The organism is Thiohalocapsa sp. (genome assembly GCF_019695415.1).
Lineage (GTDB): Bacteria > Pseudomonadota > Gammaproteobacteria > Chromatiales > Chromatiaceae > Thiohalocapsa.
Window position 1 is genome coordinate 1 of record NZ_JAIFKJ010000660.1, and the last position, 12,549, is coordinate 12,549.

Annotated in this window: 15 protein-coding genes; 7 read left to right on the top strand and 8 right to left on the bottom strand. The window is 65.2% G+C overall.

Features of this window, described 5'->3' with window-relative positions; all coding sequences use genetic code 11:
- Nucleotides 1-189 precede the first annotated feature (189 nt).
- The 5 genes from I6U14_RS17985 to I6U14_RS18005 form a co-directional block, all read right to left on the bottom strand.
- Complete coding sequence (locus I6U14_RS17985) at nt 190-1,452, bottom strand: (Fe-S)-binding protein (RefSeq protein ID WP_296901249.1); 1,263 nt, start codon at nt 1,450-1,452, stop codon at nt 190-192.
- Between the two features lie 104 nt (nt 1,453-1,556).
- On the bottom strand, nt 1,557-2,216 hold the full coding sequence (locus I6U14_RS17990; protein ID WP_296901227.1) for a hypothetical protein: 660 nt from the start codon (nt 2,214-2,216) through the stop codon (nt 1,557-1,559).
- Complete coding sequence (locus I6U14_RS17995) at nt 2,213-3,328, bottom strand: hydrogenase small subunit (RefSeq protein ID WP_296901251.1); 1,116 nt, start codon at nt 3,326-3,328, stop codon at nt 2,213-2,215. Before I6U14_RS17995 ends, I6U14_RS17990 begins: the two co-directional genes overlap by 4 nt.
- A gap of 127 nt (nt 3,329-3,455) precedes the next feature.
- On the bottom strand, nt 3,456-3,881 hold the full coding sequence (locus I6U14_RS18000) for a hydrogenase expression/formation C-terminal domain-containing protein (protein WP_296901229.1): 426 nt from the start codon (nt 3,879-3,881) through the stop codon (nt 3,456-3,458).
- Between the two features lie 146 nt (nt 3,882-4,027).
- The gene (locus tag I6U14_RS18005; RefSeq protein ID WP_296901231.1) at nt 4,028-4,534 is read right to left on the bottom strand and encodes a hydrogenase maturation protease; all 507 of its coding nucleotides are present in this window, start codon (nt 4,532-4,534) and stop codon (nt 4,028-4,030) included.
- Between the two features lie 179 nt (nt 4,535-4,713).
- Between I6U14_RS18005 and I6U14_RS18010 the strand changes: the two genes are divergently transcribed.
- Entirely contained in the window at nt 4,714-4,959 is a 246-nt protein-coding gene (locus I6U14_RS18010; protein WP_296901233.1) for a HypC/HybG/HupF family hydrogenase formation chaperone, read from the top strand.
- A 6-nt stretch (nt 4,960-4,965) separates the two neighbouring features.
- On the opposite strand, the gene I6U14_RS18015 is transcribed toward I6U14_RS18010, so the two are convergent.
- Complete coding sequence (locus I6U14_RS18015; RefSeq protein ID WP_296901235.1) at nt 4,966-5,430, bottom strand: hypothetical protein; 465 nt, start codon at nt 5,428-5,430, stop codon at nt 4,966-4,968.
- 191 nt (nt 5,431-5,621) lie between these two features.
- On the opposite strand from I6U14_RS18015, the gene I6U14_RS18020 reads away from it, so the two are divergent.
- The 5 genes from I6U14_RS18020 (at nt 5,622) to I6U14_RS18040 (ending at nt 10,273) form a co-directional block, all read left to right on the top strand.
- Nucleotides 5,622-6,443 (top strand): pyruvate, water dikinase regulatory protein, encoded by an 822-nt coding sequence (locus I6U14_RS18020; protein WP_296901236.1) that lies wholly within the window; start codon nt 5,622-5,624, stop codon nt 6,441-6,443.
- A 201-nt stretch (nt 6,444-6,644) separates the two neighbouring features.
- Nucleotides 6,645-7,220 (top strand): alpha/beta fold hydrolase, encoded by a 576-nt coding sequence (locus tag I6U14_RS18025; RefSeq protein ID WP_296901238.1) that lies wholly within the window; start codon nt 6,645-6,647, stop codon nt 7,218-7,220.
- Nucleotides 7,221-7,369: 149 nt separating this feature from the next.
- Entirely contained in the window at nt 7,370-8,461 is a 1,092-nt protein-coding gene (locus tag I6U14_RS18030) for a Re/Si-specific NAD(P)(+) transhydrogenase subunit alpha (protein WP_296901240.1), read from the top strand.
- 114 nt (nt 8,462-8,575) lie between these two features.
- Nucleotides 8,576-8,860: a proton-translocating transhydrogenase family protein gene (locus I6U14_RS18035; RefSeq protein WP_296901242.1), complete on the top strand. Its 285-nt coding sequence runs from the start codon at nt 8,576-8,578 to the stop codon at nt 8,858-8,860.
- A 12-nt stretch (nt 8,861-8,872) separates the two neighbouring features.
- The gene (locus tag I6U14_RS18040; protein ID WP_296901243.1) at nt 8,873-10,273 is read left to right on the top strand and encodes an NAD(P)(+) transhydrogenase (Re/Si-specific) subunit beta; all 1,401 of its coding nucleotides are present in this window, start codon (nt 8,873-8,875) and stop codon (nt 10,271-10,273) included.
- Between the two features lie 148 nt (nt 10,274-10,421).
- On the opposite strand, the gene I6U14_RS18045 is transcribed toward I6U14_RS18040, so the two are convergent.
- Entirely contained in the window at nt 10,422-10,871 is a 450-nt protein-coding gene (locus tag I6U14_RS18045) for a DUF1841 family protein (protein WP_296901244.1), read from the bottom strand.
- 40 nt (nt 10,872-10,911) lie between these two features.
- Nucleotides 10,912-11,634: an endonuclease III gene (gene nth, locus I6U14_RS18050; protein WP_296901245.1), complete on the bottom strand. Its 723-nt coding sequence runs from the start codon at nt 11,632-11,634 to the stop codon at nt 10,912-10,914.
- Between the two features lie 159 nt (nt 11,635-11,793).
- Between nth and lexA the strand changes: the two genes are divergently transcribed.
- Nucleotides 11,794-12,444 (top strand): transcriptional repressor LexA, encoded by a 651-nt coding sequence (gene lexA, locus I6U14_RS18055; protein WP_296901247.1) that lies wholly within the window; start codon nt 11,794-11,796, stop codon nt 12,442-12,444.
- Nucleotides 12,445-12,549: the final 105 nt, after the last annotated feature.

Sequence of the window (12,549 nt, forward strand, 5' to 3'; positions counted from 1 at the left end):
AGGTGGCCCTCGATGCGGGTGATGGGGTCGACGACGACACGTTCGTTCATTGTTGAGTACCGAGTTTCGAGGGTCGAGTTTCTAGGGGCAAGGTTCGGGTTTCGAGGTGCGAGGGTTCAGCAAATCCGCAGTGAGCCCTCCAACAGGTGCTTGCGCCGCGGTCTCCGGCCCCTCGCCACTCGCTACTCGTTACTCCTTACGCTCCACAAGATGATCTGCGATGAGCTCCGTCAGCCCCACCACCGGGATGTCCATGGTGTACTCCTCGAGCCCTTCCTCCAGCTGGGTGCGGCAGGTGGCACACATGGTCACCATACGGTCCGGCTCGACCTCTTCGATCTGCGCCTTCTTCTTTTTGAACGCGGCGAGCTTCAGCTCTTCGGCACGCTCGTTGGATGACACGCCGCCCCCGGCACCACAGCACCACTGCATCTTGCCGTGCTCCTTGAGGTCCACGAACTCCTCTGCCACCAGGTCCATCAGGTTGCGCTGCTGCTGGATCACGCCGCTCTTGCGGGCGAGGTTGCAGGGGTCGTGCATGGACAGCCGATCGTCTTCCTTGCCCTCGGTCTTGATGCGGCCTTCGGCGCGCAGCTGATCCAGCACCTCGATGATGTGGAACACCTCGAACGGATAGGCACGCTTGATGGCGTTGGGGCCTTCCCAGCGGATGGCCGTGTAGGCATGGCCGCACTCGGGGCTGATGACTTTCTTGACGCCGAGCTGCTCCGCGGCGTCTACCACTCGTTGCACCAAGGTGGCGGCGATGTCCTTGGAGCCGATCTGGATGCCGGCGTTGGTGGCCTCGAAGCACTGCTGGCTCAGGGTCCAGGTGACGCCGGCGTGGTGGAAGATCTTGGTGATGGCTTCCAGGTACTCCGGGAAGTTGATGATCTCCATGGAGGAGAGCAGCACCAGGTAGTCGGCGCCCTGCTTGTCGATCGGGACTTCTAGGCCGGTGGCTTGCTCCACGTGCTTGATCTGCACGTCCAGCGTCTTCCATTTGAGCCCCATGGGGCTCCCGGTATTCACGGCGCGCACTGAGGCGGCGATGAGCCCCTCAGGCGCATGGCCGCTCGCCACCTGGCCCTCGCGGGCCTTGCGGATCATGTACTGGATGTCATTGCCCACCGGGCAGACCATGGAGCAGCGCCCGCACATGGTGCAGGAGTCATAGAGCAGCGGCTCCCACTCCGCGAGCATGTCGTCGGTGACCTGCTTGCCCGCAAGGAGCTTGTCGAGACCGATCTTCTCCAGCGGGAGCTTCTCCCGGAGCGTGCCCTTGAGCTTGCCCCAGAAGGTGAATTCCTGCTCCCAGAGGATGCGCATGGGCTCCAGCTTGTGGATGGGGGTGTACTTCGGGTCCCCGGTCTCGACGTAGAACGGGCAGGCGGTGGCACAGAGTCCGCAATGCACACAGCTGGAGAAGAAGGACGCGACCGGGGCGTCCATCTCCTCGCGCAGCGCGTTCAGGCCGCGCGCGAGCGAAAAGCCGCCGGCGGATTGGTCGGTACCGCTTTCGGGGATATCGGCCCCTGGTGTGAGCACGGCTTCGGTCATGACTGGACCCCCTTGCGGCCGAAAATGGCGCCGTTGTAATAGCGCGCGACGAAGGCCGTGAAGATGTGTGTGAGCTTGGTGAAGGGCAGGACCACCAGAAAGATCTCCGCCGCCAGGATGTGGATGCCCAGCGCCAGCGGATAGGGATTGATGATTCGGTGGTAGGCGAGCCACCCGGTGAGCATCACCAGGAAGGTCACACCCCAGATGAGATAGTCCTCCGGAGTCGATAGAAAGCGCTTCACCGGATGCGCCAGGCGATGAACCAGCGCCGCCAGTAGGCCGAGCAGGGTGATGGCCGTCACAGCGTCCACCACGGGATTCGGCAGTGCCGGCCAGGCGATGCCGAAGGTGGACTTAATCAGCTCCACATGCGGAATAAAGAGCAGCAGCGCAACGATGAAACCGATGTGCCAGATCATGCCGACGACAACGTCGAAGGGCGCGGCCTTGAAAGTACCTGGGTCCGGCTCGAACCGCTTGTACGTGGTGCGCAGGCCGCCGAGCACGGCGCTGCCGCGGGGTGCTGCGTAGTTGTGCGCGCGGCCGAGCACGAAGATCTCCACCAGCCGCACCAGCATCCCCAGCGCGAACACGGCCAACGCAGCCTGGAACAGCGGGCCCTTAGTGAGCATCAGGAAGTCCATCGCAGTCATAGCTTCTGCTCCAGCTGTTCGGCGGTGACGGTCTGGTGTTGCTTCTCCGCGCTCTTGGCCTTGCTCCGGGCGAGGAGGCCGACGCCGGCGCCGACGGCGACACCCGCCGCACCGGCCGTGAGCAACATCTCGCCGGAGTTGCCGGGTGGCACCGACAGGGCGTCGTAGAAGCCGCCGGCATCCCAGAAATCCGGCTCAGAGCAGCCCAGGCAGGGCGCGCCGGATTCCACCGGCCAGCTGCTGCCGCCGTTCCACTTCATGGTGGCGCAGGCGTTATAGGTCATGGGCCCCTTGCAGCCGAGGCGATAAAGGCACCAGCCCTTTTTGGCGCCTTCGTCGTCGAAGGTCTCGGCGAACAGGCCTTTGTCATAGAACGGCCGCCGGTAGCAGCGGTCGTGGATGGATTGTCCGAAGAAGGCCCGTGGCCGGTTGTACTCATCGAGCTCGGGCAGCTTGCCGAAGGTCAGGTACTGCGCGAGGACTCCGGTGATGACCATCGGCAGCGGCGGGCAGCCGGAGACATTGATGACCGGTTTGTCCTTCACTAGGTCCTGCACGGCGACGGCGCCGGAGGGGTTCGGGTCGGCCTTGGGCAGGCCGCCGAAGGCCGCGCAGCTGCCCACGGCAATCACCGCCGCGGCGTCGGCGACGGTTTCCATCAGCATGTCGTAGTTGCTGATGCCGGCAATGGTGCTGTGGCCCGGGTTGGCCTTCGGGCCGGGAAGGGAGCCGTCGACAACCACCAGATACGCGCCAGCGTTGGCGCGCATGGCCTCTTCGCGCGCATGCTCCGCGGCATCGCCGGCGGCCGCCTGAAGCGTGTGGTGATAGTCCAGGCTGATGGTGTCCAGGATCAGGTTCTCCACCGTCGGCGAGAAGCTCCGGGTCAGGGATTCCGTGCAGCCAGTGCATTCTTGGAACGACAGCCAGATTACCGAAGGCCGCCGGGCCGTCTCCAGCGCCGCAGCGATCGCCGGGGCCATGCTCGGCGGCAGCGCCATCATGCTCGCGGTGGCGGCGCAGAATTTGAGAAAGCCGCGGCGGGAGACACCGTTGCGGCGCAGGCTCTCGCCCAGTGTCGGTCGCTGTATCGGCCCCAAGGGCGGGTCCATGGTCGGCGCGGACTGCCCAGCGGGGCGTTGCGGGCTTGATGTGGCCATCGTTCCTCCTGTTGCTTGAGGTGTCGGCACTCCATCGCCGGATATCGAAAGCGTTAGGTGCAAGGGCGTCGCTGCGCGCTCACTTGGCCTCTGCCGCGGCGAGCTGAGTCTCGAGCGCCGCCAGCGCATCGCTCAAGTCTGCCGGGGGGCTGCGCAGCAACTGGGGCACCGTGGCGATCTCCAGGTGCAGCGCCACGCGCTGGTCGTCGGTGTTCAGGTATTCGACGATCCAAACACCGCGATAGGCGGTCTCTTGGATGCGGGTGAGGCCGAGGGCATTGACGCTGGCCGTGACCTCCCCGCTGCCGAGCAAGGCCATCAGGCGGTCCTCGTCGCCAGGGCCGAAGGGCATGGCGCCGAGGTCGATCTGCGTTGGCTCGCCGCCGTCGACGAGCTGTGCCAGCGCATGCCGGACCTCGCTCAGCACCGGAAGGGCGTTACCGTACTCCGCAGGTGCCGCCGGCGCGCCTTCGACCTGCACGGGAATGTCCCCAATGGACGCCATTTCACGCTCCCGTATCGATTCTTTATAATTTTAGCCGTGTCTAATGAACGACGGTTTGACCCAAGGCACGTCTTGCCCGGACTCTTGCGTTTGCGCAATCGCCCGTGGGCGGACAGGGCGGCATGGGTGGAACTGTGCTGCCCGCTTCACCCGTCGGCGCGCCACCGCGTGAGCAGCGCGTCGATCTCGGCCACCGCCCTCGGCACCGCCGCGGCCACTGCCGGGCTCAGTTCGCTGCCCCAGTCCACCTGCGCTGGCTCCACGCCCACCAATGCACGCTGTGCGGGAAGGCTGTCGGTGAGCCGGGCGATGTCGAACAGGTCCGCTAGGCTCACCTCGTGGACATTGTTGGCGTGCTTGGAAAGCTGCGCGTCCATGGCCTCGCCCTCCAGCACCCGCACCGTTCCCGGCGCCTGGCCCATACGTGCGGCGTCCACCACAACGAGACGCGCTGCCTCGCCGATGGGGCCCGCCAGGGTGAAGCTCAGCGTGCCGCCATCCATGAGGGCAATGTCCGGGTCCGCTGCCGCCAGCGGCGCGAGGGCCTCCAGCACTGCGGCACCCAAGGCCTCATCGGTCAGCAGCACATTGCCGAGCCCGAGGATCAGCGTAGACGGTGAATCGGTAGATACCCGATCGGCTTGCTCGGACATGCGCTTGTGCTCACTCAACGGCTTTGTTCAAGACAGACTGGCTTCACGGAAAGGCTGGTGCAGCCTGAGGCATTCGGCGGGTGCATTGACCAGGTGCAGGCGGCACCGTTTTCCGGCTTGCCGCCTGCGTACAACGCACCTTAGGCTCCGCCCCAGACGCAGTGAGACAGGACAGAACCATGTGCATGGGTATCCCGATGCAGATCACCGCCATCCACGGGCTCGTGGCGCGTTGCGAGGCCAAGGGTGCACAGCGCGACGCCACGCTGCTGATGGTGGGGCCCGACGAGGTCGCCGTCGGTGATTATGTGGTTGTGCATCTGGGTCATGTGATCGAGCGCATCGACGCGGAGCGTGCGGCCGAGGCCTGGGCGGTCTATGACGAGATGCTGGCGGCGCAGGAGCCCGGGCCGGCGCAGGGCTGAGGCGTCTCAGCCAGCGGCGTCCAGGAACTCATCGGCAATGGCGTACTGGCGCTGCACTGCGTCGCCTTGCGTATCTGCATCGCTCTCCACCAGCTCGCAGTTATTGGCCATGCGTGCTTGCATGGCCGCCTTCCAGGCGCGATTGGTCTTGTCCGCGAGCAGGTTTTCCGGCGTCAGCGCGGCAGCGACGGCGGCAGCGACGAAGTGGTCCGCCTGCGCGAGCCAGTCGGTGTCCTTGCCGCAGTCGGTGTAGGTCTTGGTGGCGTAGGCCTTGGCGGCACGATAGGCGTCCTCCAGCTCCCCCGGCGCGGCGTCGGCACGCAGCGCCGTGTCGATGGCGCGGTTGACCCGCTCGTCCCGACTCAGGTGCTGGACGCTCTGCGCGAAACGGGCACCGATGATGCGCTGTTGTTCCGCCGGTAGCTTGTGCAGCAGGCTGCGGAGGTCTTGGTCGGTGTTGATGGTGGGCATGGCTCGGGCCTCTGTGGCGGGGTGCTTCTGTCCCCTGAAACGGATGCGGGGAGCTGGCGCGCAGTCTCCTTGGGAGACGCCGATTTTTGGCCGTCGTAGCCAGAATCGGCTCGGGAAGCGGAAAACGTCTGTCGCCATCCGTTAATATCCTCCCGGAATGCCCGAATGCGCATTGATGTGAATCAGAGCCCATGAAACGCACCGCCTACTTCGTCTCCGAGAGCACCGGCATCACCGCCGAGACCATGGGCCACAGCCTGCTGTCGCAGTTCGACACCGTGGACTTCGAGCAGGTCTATATGCCCTACATCAACACCGAGGCGCGGGCGCGTGCCCTGTGCCAGCGCATGGACGAGGCCCACGCCCGCGATGGTGTGCGGCCCATCGTGTTCGCCACCATGCTGGACGAGGAGATTGCCGACATCCTGAAGCAGGGCGATTGCTTCTACCTGGAGCTCTTCGAGCACTTCGTGGAGCCCCTGAGCGTTGAGCTGGGCGTGCCGCCGAGCCGCAAGTCGGGGCAGAGCCACGCCATCACCAAGCCCAGCAGCTACACCAAGCGCATCGACGCCATCAACTTCGCCGTGGCCAACGACGACGGCATGCGCCCGGACAACTTCCGCCATGCCGACGTGGTGCTGGTGGGCGTCTCTCGCAGCGGCAAGACCCCTACCTGCCTGTATCTCGCGATGCACTACGGTTTGCGTGCCGCCAATCACCCCGTCACCGAAGAGGACTTCGAGCACGGCGATCTGCCGGCCGAGGTCGTCGAGGCGAAATCCCGCGTCTTCGGCCTGACTATCGACCCACAGCGCCTGCAGGCCATCCGCGAAGAGCGCCGCCCCGGCAGCGAGTACGCGTCCGCCGAGCGCTGTCGCCGCGACATCCGCGAGGCCCAGACCATGTTCAAGCGCCACGCGATCCCTGTGCTCAACACCACGAACCAGTCGATCGAGGAGATCGCCGCACAGATTCTGCGGGCCGTGAAGTCACCGAATGGACGGGCGGCTTGACCGCCGGGCCGCAAGCGCCAATAAATCGGCGCTTCCCTAGGATGCAGGTGGACTAGGGAGACGCCGGTTCATCGGCGTCGAGCCGAGGAGCGTGTCCTGTCCGCGACCATCAAGGGCTTTAAGCCGGCGCCCGATGGTGTTTCTGAGCGGCAGACAGCGACGCTCGACGGCCGTGCTGGTGCGCCGGCCTACAGGTGAGGTATGCGTGTCGTTCTAGTCCATGGCATCTTCGACACCGGCAGCAAGTTCAAAACCTTGCAGCCATACCTCGAGGAGCGCGGCCATACCTGTCTGGCGCCCTCGCTCACGCCGAATGACGGCCGTGACGGGCTGCCGGCGCTCGCCGAGCAGCTGAAGCACCGCATCGATGCCGCCTTCGGGGCGAAGACCCCGTTCGCGCTGGTGGGCTTCAGCATGGGCGGGCTGGTGTCGCGCTGGTACCTTCAGGAGCTGGGCGGGCACGCGCGGGTGGACCGGTTCGCCGCCATCGCCTCGCCCATGCAGGGCACCATCTGGGCCTATGGCTATCCGGGCAAGGGCGCGAAGCAGATGCGCCCGGGCAGCGACTTCCTGGCCGAGCTCGGTGCCACGGTGCATAGACTCGACCGCATGGAGCTCTTTGCTTACTGGACGCCCTTCGATGCGGTGATCGTGCCACAGGACAGCGCCGACTGGCAGCTGGCGCAGAGCCGGCGCATCCCGGCGCTCTGCCATCCATGCATGCTGTGGCATCCGGATTTGCTGGCGGACCTAGCGGCACAGCTGGCCGTGGATTGATCGGGCGCAGCCAGCACGAATGGTGGTGCTGGGGCTTCCTTGAGATCGCCCGGCTCAGGTCCGATAATGCGCCGCCCGCTGTTGGCTCCCGCAACCGGCCCGCTCGATAACAGCCAACTCACCGCACCATCAGCCCGGACACCAAGCACATGAAGCTCGGAATCCCGAAAGAGTCCCTTCCCGGCGAGACACGTGTCGCCACCACGCCGGAGGTCGCGCAGAAGCTCATCAAACAGGGCTTCGAGGTGCTGCTGGAGGCGGGTGCGGGCGCCGCTGCACACTACACCGATGCGGCCTACGAGGCCGTCGGCGTTCAGCTCGTGGACCGCAGTGCCTGTTTCCAGGCGGACATCGTGCTGAAGGTCCGCAGGCCCAGCGATGACGAAGCCGCAGATGTGCGCTCAGGCGCCGTGTACGTCGGCCTGCTGGAGAGTTGCGGCGACGACCCGACTGTCGGCCGTATGGTGGAGAATGGTGTGACCGTGCTCGGCATGGAGCGCATGCCGCGCATCTCTCGCGCCCAGTCGATGGACGCGCTGTCTTCGCAGAGCAACATCGCCGGCTACCGAGCGGTTATCGAGGCCGCCGCCCGCTACGGGCGCTTCTTCCCGATGATGATGACCTCTGCCGGCTCTGCGAAGCCGGCGCGGCTGGTGGTGCTGGGGGCCGGTGTCGCCGGACTGCAGGCCATCGCCACGGCGCGGCGGCTCGGTGCAGATGTCCATGCTTACGACGTCCGCCCGGAGACCAAGGAGCAGATCGAATCCCTGGGTGCCAAGGCCATCGAGCTGGACCTGGGCGAGAGCGGAGCCGGGGAGGGCGGCTATGCCAAGGAGCTCTCGGATGAGGCCAAGGCGAAGCAGCAGCAGCTCCTCGCCGATGAGCTGGCCAAGGCGCACGTGATCATTACGACGGCGTTGATTCCCTGCCGACCGGCACCGGAGCTGATTACCGAGGAGGTCGTGCAGCGTATGCGAGATGGGTCGGTCATCGTCGACCTCGCCGCGGCCAACGGTGGCAACTGCAAGCTCACCGAAGCCGACGAGATCGTCGTGCGCCACGGCGTGATCCTCGTCGGTCACACAAACTATCCGTCCATGGTGCCGGCGGACGCGAGCGGCTTTTATGCAAAGAACCTCGCCAACCTGCTGGAGATCATGGTGGACAAGACCGATAGCGGCCCGGCGCTCAAGGACCTGAGCGAAGATGAGATCACCAAGGCCATGCTGGTGGGGGCTTGAGCGCATGCACAATCAATACATGGCGGTCATAAAGCCGCCAAGTCTTGCTAAGAACCTCGGCATCGCCGCTTTTCGCTGACCACTCGATCCTGATTATTCAGCCGCGGAGCTTCCATGTCCGAATCCCTCACCGCCCTCTACGTCTTCGTCCTCGCCTGCTTCATCGGCTACTACGTCGTCTGGGGCGTGACGCCGTCCCTGCACACACCGTTGGTGGCGCTCACCAATGCCATCTCCGGCATCGTGCTGGTAGGGGCGCTGCTGGTCACCGGACTGGATGAGGCCGGCTGGCTCGCCTCCGGCATGGGCTTCATCGCGGTGCTGCTGGCCAGCATCAACGTCTTCGGCGGTTTCTTGGTGACGCACCGGATGCTGTCCATGTTCAAGAAGAAGAAGTAAGGGGCCGGACGCATGGAACTGACCATGAACCAACAGGGCGCGGCCTATCTGATCTCTGCCGTACTCTTCATCTTCGCGTTGAAAGGGCTGACGCACCCGGCAACGGCGCGTCGCGGCAACCTGTTCGGTATGCTCGGCATGGCCATCGCACTGGCGGCCACCCTGCTCGGCACCGAGGTGCAGGACTACCTGCTCATTATCATGGCCGGCAGCATCGGCGCCGTCATCGGTATCGTGGTGGCGCTGCGCATCCAGATGACCGCCATGCCGCAGCTGGTGGCGGCGCTGCACAGCTTCGTGGGCATGGCGGCGGTGCTGGTCGCCATCGGTACCTTCATCAACCGCGCCCAGGCGGGCACCCTCAACGCCCTGCTCATGGGGGAGCTCTCGGCGGGCGTAGTCATCGGCGCCATCACCTTCACAGGCTCGGTCATCGCCTTCGCGAAGCTCCAGGGCATCATGTCCGGGGCGCCTATCAAGTTCAAAGGCCAGCACCTGCTGAATGCTGCCATCGCCGCCGTCACGGTGCTGCTGGCGGTGGAGTTCGCCCTCACCGGCGATGTCTGGGCGCTGATCCTGATGACGCTGCTCGCCTTCGCGCTCGGCGGCACGCTGATCATCCCCATCGGCGGCGCCGACATGCCCGTGATCATCTCCATGCTGAACAGCTACTCCGGCTGGGCGGCGGCGGCAACCGGCTTCACGCTGCACAACGATCTGCTCATCATCGTGGGTGCCCTGGTTGGCTTCTCCGGTGCCATCCTGAGCTACATCATGTGCCGGGCCATGAACCGCAGCATCATCAACGTGGTGTTCGGCGGTTTCGGTACGGACTCGAGCGGCGGCGACAGCGCCGGTGCCGTGGCGGCGGAGAAGGGCGTCAAGTCCGCCTCAGTGGAAGACGCCGTCTATTGGATGGAGGACGCCAATAAGGTCATCATCGTGCCCGGCTACGGCATGGCGGTTGCCCAGGCCCAGCACGCGCTGAAGGAGATGATGGAGCTGCTGGAGGCGCGCGATGTCGAGGTCAAATTCGCTATCCACCCGGTGGCGGGCCGCATGCCAGGGCACATGAACGTGCTGCTTGCCGAGGCCGACATCCCCTACGACCACGTGCTGGAGATGGATGAGATCAACCCGGAGTTCCAGGGCGCCGACGTAGCCCTGGTGGTGGGCGCAAACGACGTGGTGAACCCCGCCGCCAAGGAGGACGCATCCAGCCCCATCTATGGCATGCCGATCCTGGAGGCGGGCAAGGCCAACCAGGTCTACTTCCTCAAGCGCTCCATGCGCCCGGGGTACTCCGGCGTGGACAATCTGCTCTTCTACCAGGACAACACGTCGCTGATCTTCGGCGACGCCAAGGACACCATTGAGGGCATCGTCGGCGCACTGAAGGGCGGGGGGCACTGAGCGGGCCAGCCTGGGGCAGAAGCCCCGATGATACCCGTCACACCGCGGGCGCAGGTCTCCGGGTCTGCGTCCGGCCCCATCTCTTGGGAATTCTGTATACCGTCACCGTATCTTGCCGCTGTATCTGGCCGTCGCAGCGGCTGCGGCGTCAGTCGTTCGTAGGGGGCAGTCCAAGCTGGCGGCGGATGCAGGCGAGATAGTTGTGGGGGTCGTCTTCGCGCCCTTCGCGCTGCATGCGCCACATTGACTCCGCCAGGCAGTCGATCATGCAGTGCTCCACGGCGTGCACGTCGCCGCCGCGTATGCGCAAGGCGCGGTCGTAGAGGGCACGCATCCCCGGCGGATGGTCTGCGCCGAGCTGCTCCAGCAGCGCCAAATGCAGCGCCATGTGCAGGAAGGGGTTGGTCTCACCGCCCTCCGGCAGCCAGTCTTTCTCCATCGCGCTGTCCGTGTCGGCGAGCATCGCGTGGTACTCCGGGTGCCGACCAACCACCTCGGCAATGCGCTGTTCCAGCGGGTCCAGCGGGGCGCTGGACTGGGCCTTTTGCCAGGCCTCGATGAAGCGACGGCGGTAAGGGTCGCGTTGGGGTCCCAGCATCGTCTGCTCTCCGTGTGGGGCTCGGCAGCGAAGGTGGTGTTCAATGGCGGCTTTTCATCTCTCCGGCACTGCTTATGGCTTCGGCGTCTGCGCGCTCACCATCTTTGGCCGCGGCGTCTGCCTGTGGTGGCGCCGGTGTCTTGTGCTTGTATTCACAGAGGTCTGCAATCAGGCACTGCGGACAGCGCGGCTTGCGCGCGGTGCAGACATAACGCCCGTGCAGAATGAGCCAGTGGTGCGCGTCCTTGAGAAACGCCTTCGGCACCAGCCGCAGCAGTCGCAGCTCCACCGCGAGCGGCGTTTTTCCAGTGGCAATGCCGGTGCGATTGGCAACCCGGAAGATGTGCGTGTCCACGGCCATGGTGGGCTCGCCGAAGGCGGTGTTCAGCACGACATTGGCCGTCTTGCGGCCCACCCCGGGTAGGGCCTCCAGCGCCTTGCGCTCCCGCGGCACCTGGCCGCCGTGCTCGTCCACCAGGATGCGGCACGCGGCCATGATGTTCTTGGCCTTGCTGTTGAAAAGGCCGATGGTCTTGATGTGCGCCTTGAGTCCGGCGTCGCCGAGGTCGAGGATCGCCTGGGGCGTATTGGCCACCGGAAACAGCCTGGCAGTCGCCTTGTTCACGCCCTTGTCCGTCGCCTGCGCCGAAAGGATCACGGCCACCAGCAGCTCGAAAGTGCTCGTGTAGGCAAGCTCTGTCTTGGGTGCCGGATTTGCGGCTCGCAGGCGCTCGAAGATCTCGGTGCGTTTGGCACGGTTCATGATTGCGCAAGGATAGCGGCGGCGCGCAAGCTTGTCGCAGCCAAATACGGTGACGCCAAATACGGTGACGGTATACGGAACTCAAGCTGCGAGAGCTTCTTGCCGAATTGGAGGAACTGTCTAAAATAACAGTATTCACGTCCAGCAAGGAGTGCACGCATGTCCAACCAGCTCACCCCCCGGCAGCAGCAGATCCTTGACCTGATTCGCCAGTATGTGCGCGAGACAGGCTATCCGCCGACGCGTGCGGAGATCGCGCAGGCGTTCGGCTTCAGGTCCGTCACCGCCGCCGTAGACCACCTCAAGGCCCTGGCCCGGCACGGCGTCATCGAGATGCAGCAGGGTGCCTCCCGCGGCATCCGTCTGCTGGTGCCGGCGGACGACGAGCCGCAGCTGCCGGTGGTGGGGCAGGTGGCTGCCGGCAGCCCCATCCTCGCCGCCGAGCACATCGAAGAGCACCATCGGCTGGACCCGAGCCTGTTCCGTCCGCGGGCGGATTATCTGCTGCGGGTGCACGGCTTCAGCATGCGCGATGCCGGCATCCTGGACGGCGATCTGCTGGCTGTACACCGCACGCCACAGGCCGAGAACGGCCAGATCGTCGTCGCCCGGCTGGATGACGAGGTCACGGTCAAGCGCTTTCGCCGCCAGGCCAATTGGCGCTACCGAGTGCAACTGTTGCCGGAGAATCCGGACTTCGCGCCCATCAATGTGGACCTGCGCATGCAGGCGCTGGTTATCGAGGGCCTCGGCGTCGGCGTGCTGCGCCGTGAGCTCGCATCCGGTGCCGACGGTGCCCATCGGTTGTAGCCGGCAGCGGAACGTTCTGTACAGCAGTCCCTAAGGAGATGCTGATTTATTGGGCGTCCTGCCCAAAAATCAGACGGAGCCGGAAAACGCGGTTTCCCGGCTCCT

Excerpts from the sequence above, each read along its gene's own strand:
- I6U14_RS17985 (WP_296901249.1), bottom strand. The coding sequence starts at position 1,452 with ATGGACGCCCCGGTCGCGTCCTTCTTCTCCAGCTGTGTGCATTGCGGA.
- I6U14_RS17990 (WP_296901227.1), bottom strand. The coding sequence starts at position 2,216 with ATGACTGCGATGGACTTCCTGATGCTCACTAAGGGCCCGCTGTTCCAG.
- I6U14_RS17995 (WP_296901251.1), bottom strand. The coding sequence starts at position 3,328 with ATGGACCCGCCCTTGGGGCCGATACAGCGACCGACACTGGGCGAGAGC.
- I6U14_RS18000 (WP_296901229.1), bottom strand. The coding sequence starts at position 3,881 with ATGGCGTCCATTGGGGACATTCCCGTGCAGGTCGAAGGCGCGCCGGCG.
- I6U14_RS18005 (WP_296901231.1), bottom strand. The coding sequence starts at position 4,534 with ATGTCCGAGCAAGCCGATCGGGTATCTACCGATTCACCGTCTACGCTG.
- I6U14_RS18010 (WP_296901233.1), top strand. The coding sequence starts at position 4,714 with ATGTGCATGGGTATCCCGATGCAGATCACCGCCATCCACGGGCTCGTG.
- I6U14_RS18015 (WP_296901235.1), bottom strand. The coding sequence starts at position 5,430 with ATGCCCACCATCAACACCGACCAAGACCTCCGCAGCCTGCTGCACAAG.
- I6U14_RS18020 (WP_296901236.1), top strand. The coding sequence starts at position 5,622 with ATGAAACGCACCGCCTACTTCGTCTCCGAGAGCACCGGCATCACCGCC.
- I6U14_RS18025 (WP_296901238.1), top strand. The coding sequence starts at position 6,645 with ATGCGTGTCGTTCTAGTCCATGGCATCTTCGACACCGGCAGCAAGTTC.
- I6U14_RS18030 (WP_296901240.1), top strand. The coding sequence starts at position 7,370 with ATGAAGCTCGGAATCCCGAAAGAGTCCCTTCCCGGCGAGACACGTGTC.
- I6U14_RS18035 (WP_296901242.1), top strand. The coding sequence starts at position 8,576 with ATGTCCGAATCCCTCACCGCCCTCTACGTCTTCGTCCTCGCCTGCTTC.
- I6U14_RS18040 (WP_296901243.1), top strand. The coding sequence starts at position 8,873 with ATGGAACTGACCATGAACCAACAGGGCGCGGCCTATCTGATCTCTGCC.
- I6U14_RS18045 (WP_296901244.1), bottom strand. The coding sequence starts at position 10,871 with ATGCTGGGACCCCAACGCGACCCTTACCGCCGTCGCTTCATCGAGGCC.
- nth (WP_296901245.1), bottom strand. The coding sequence starts at position 11,634 with ATGAACCGTGCCAAACGCACCGAGATCTTCGAGCGCCTGCGAGCCGCA.
- lexA (WP_296901247.1), top strand. The coding sequence starts at position 11,794 with ATGTCCAACCAGCTCACCCCCCGGCAGCAGCAGATCCTTGACCTGATT.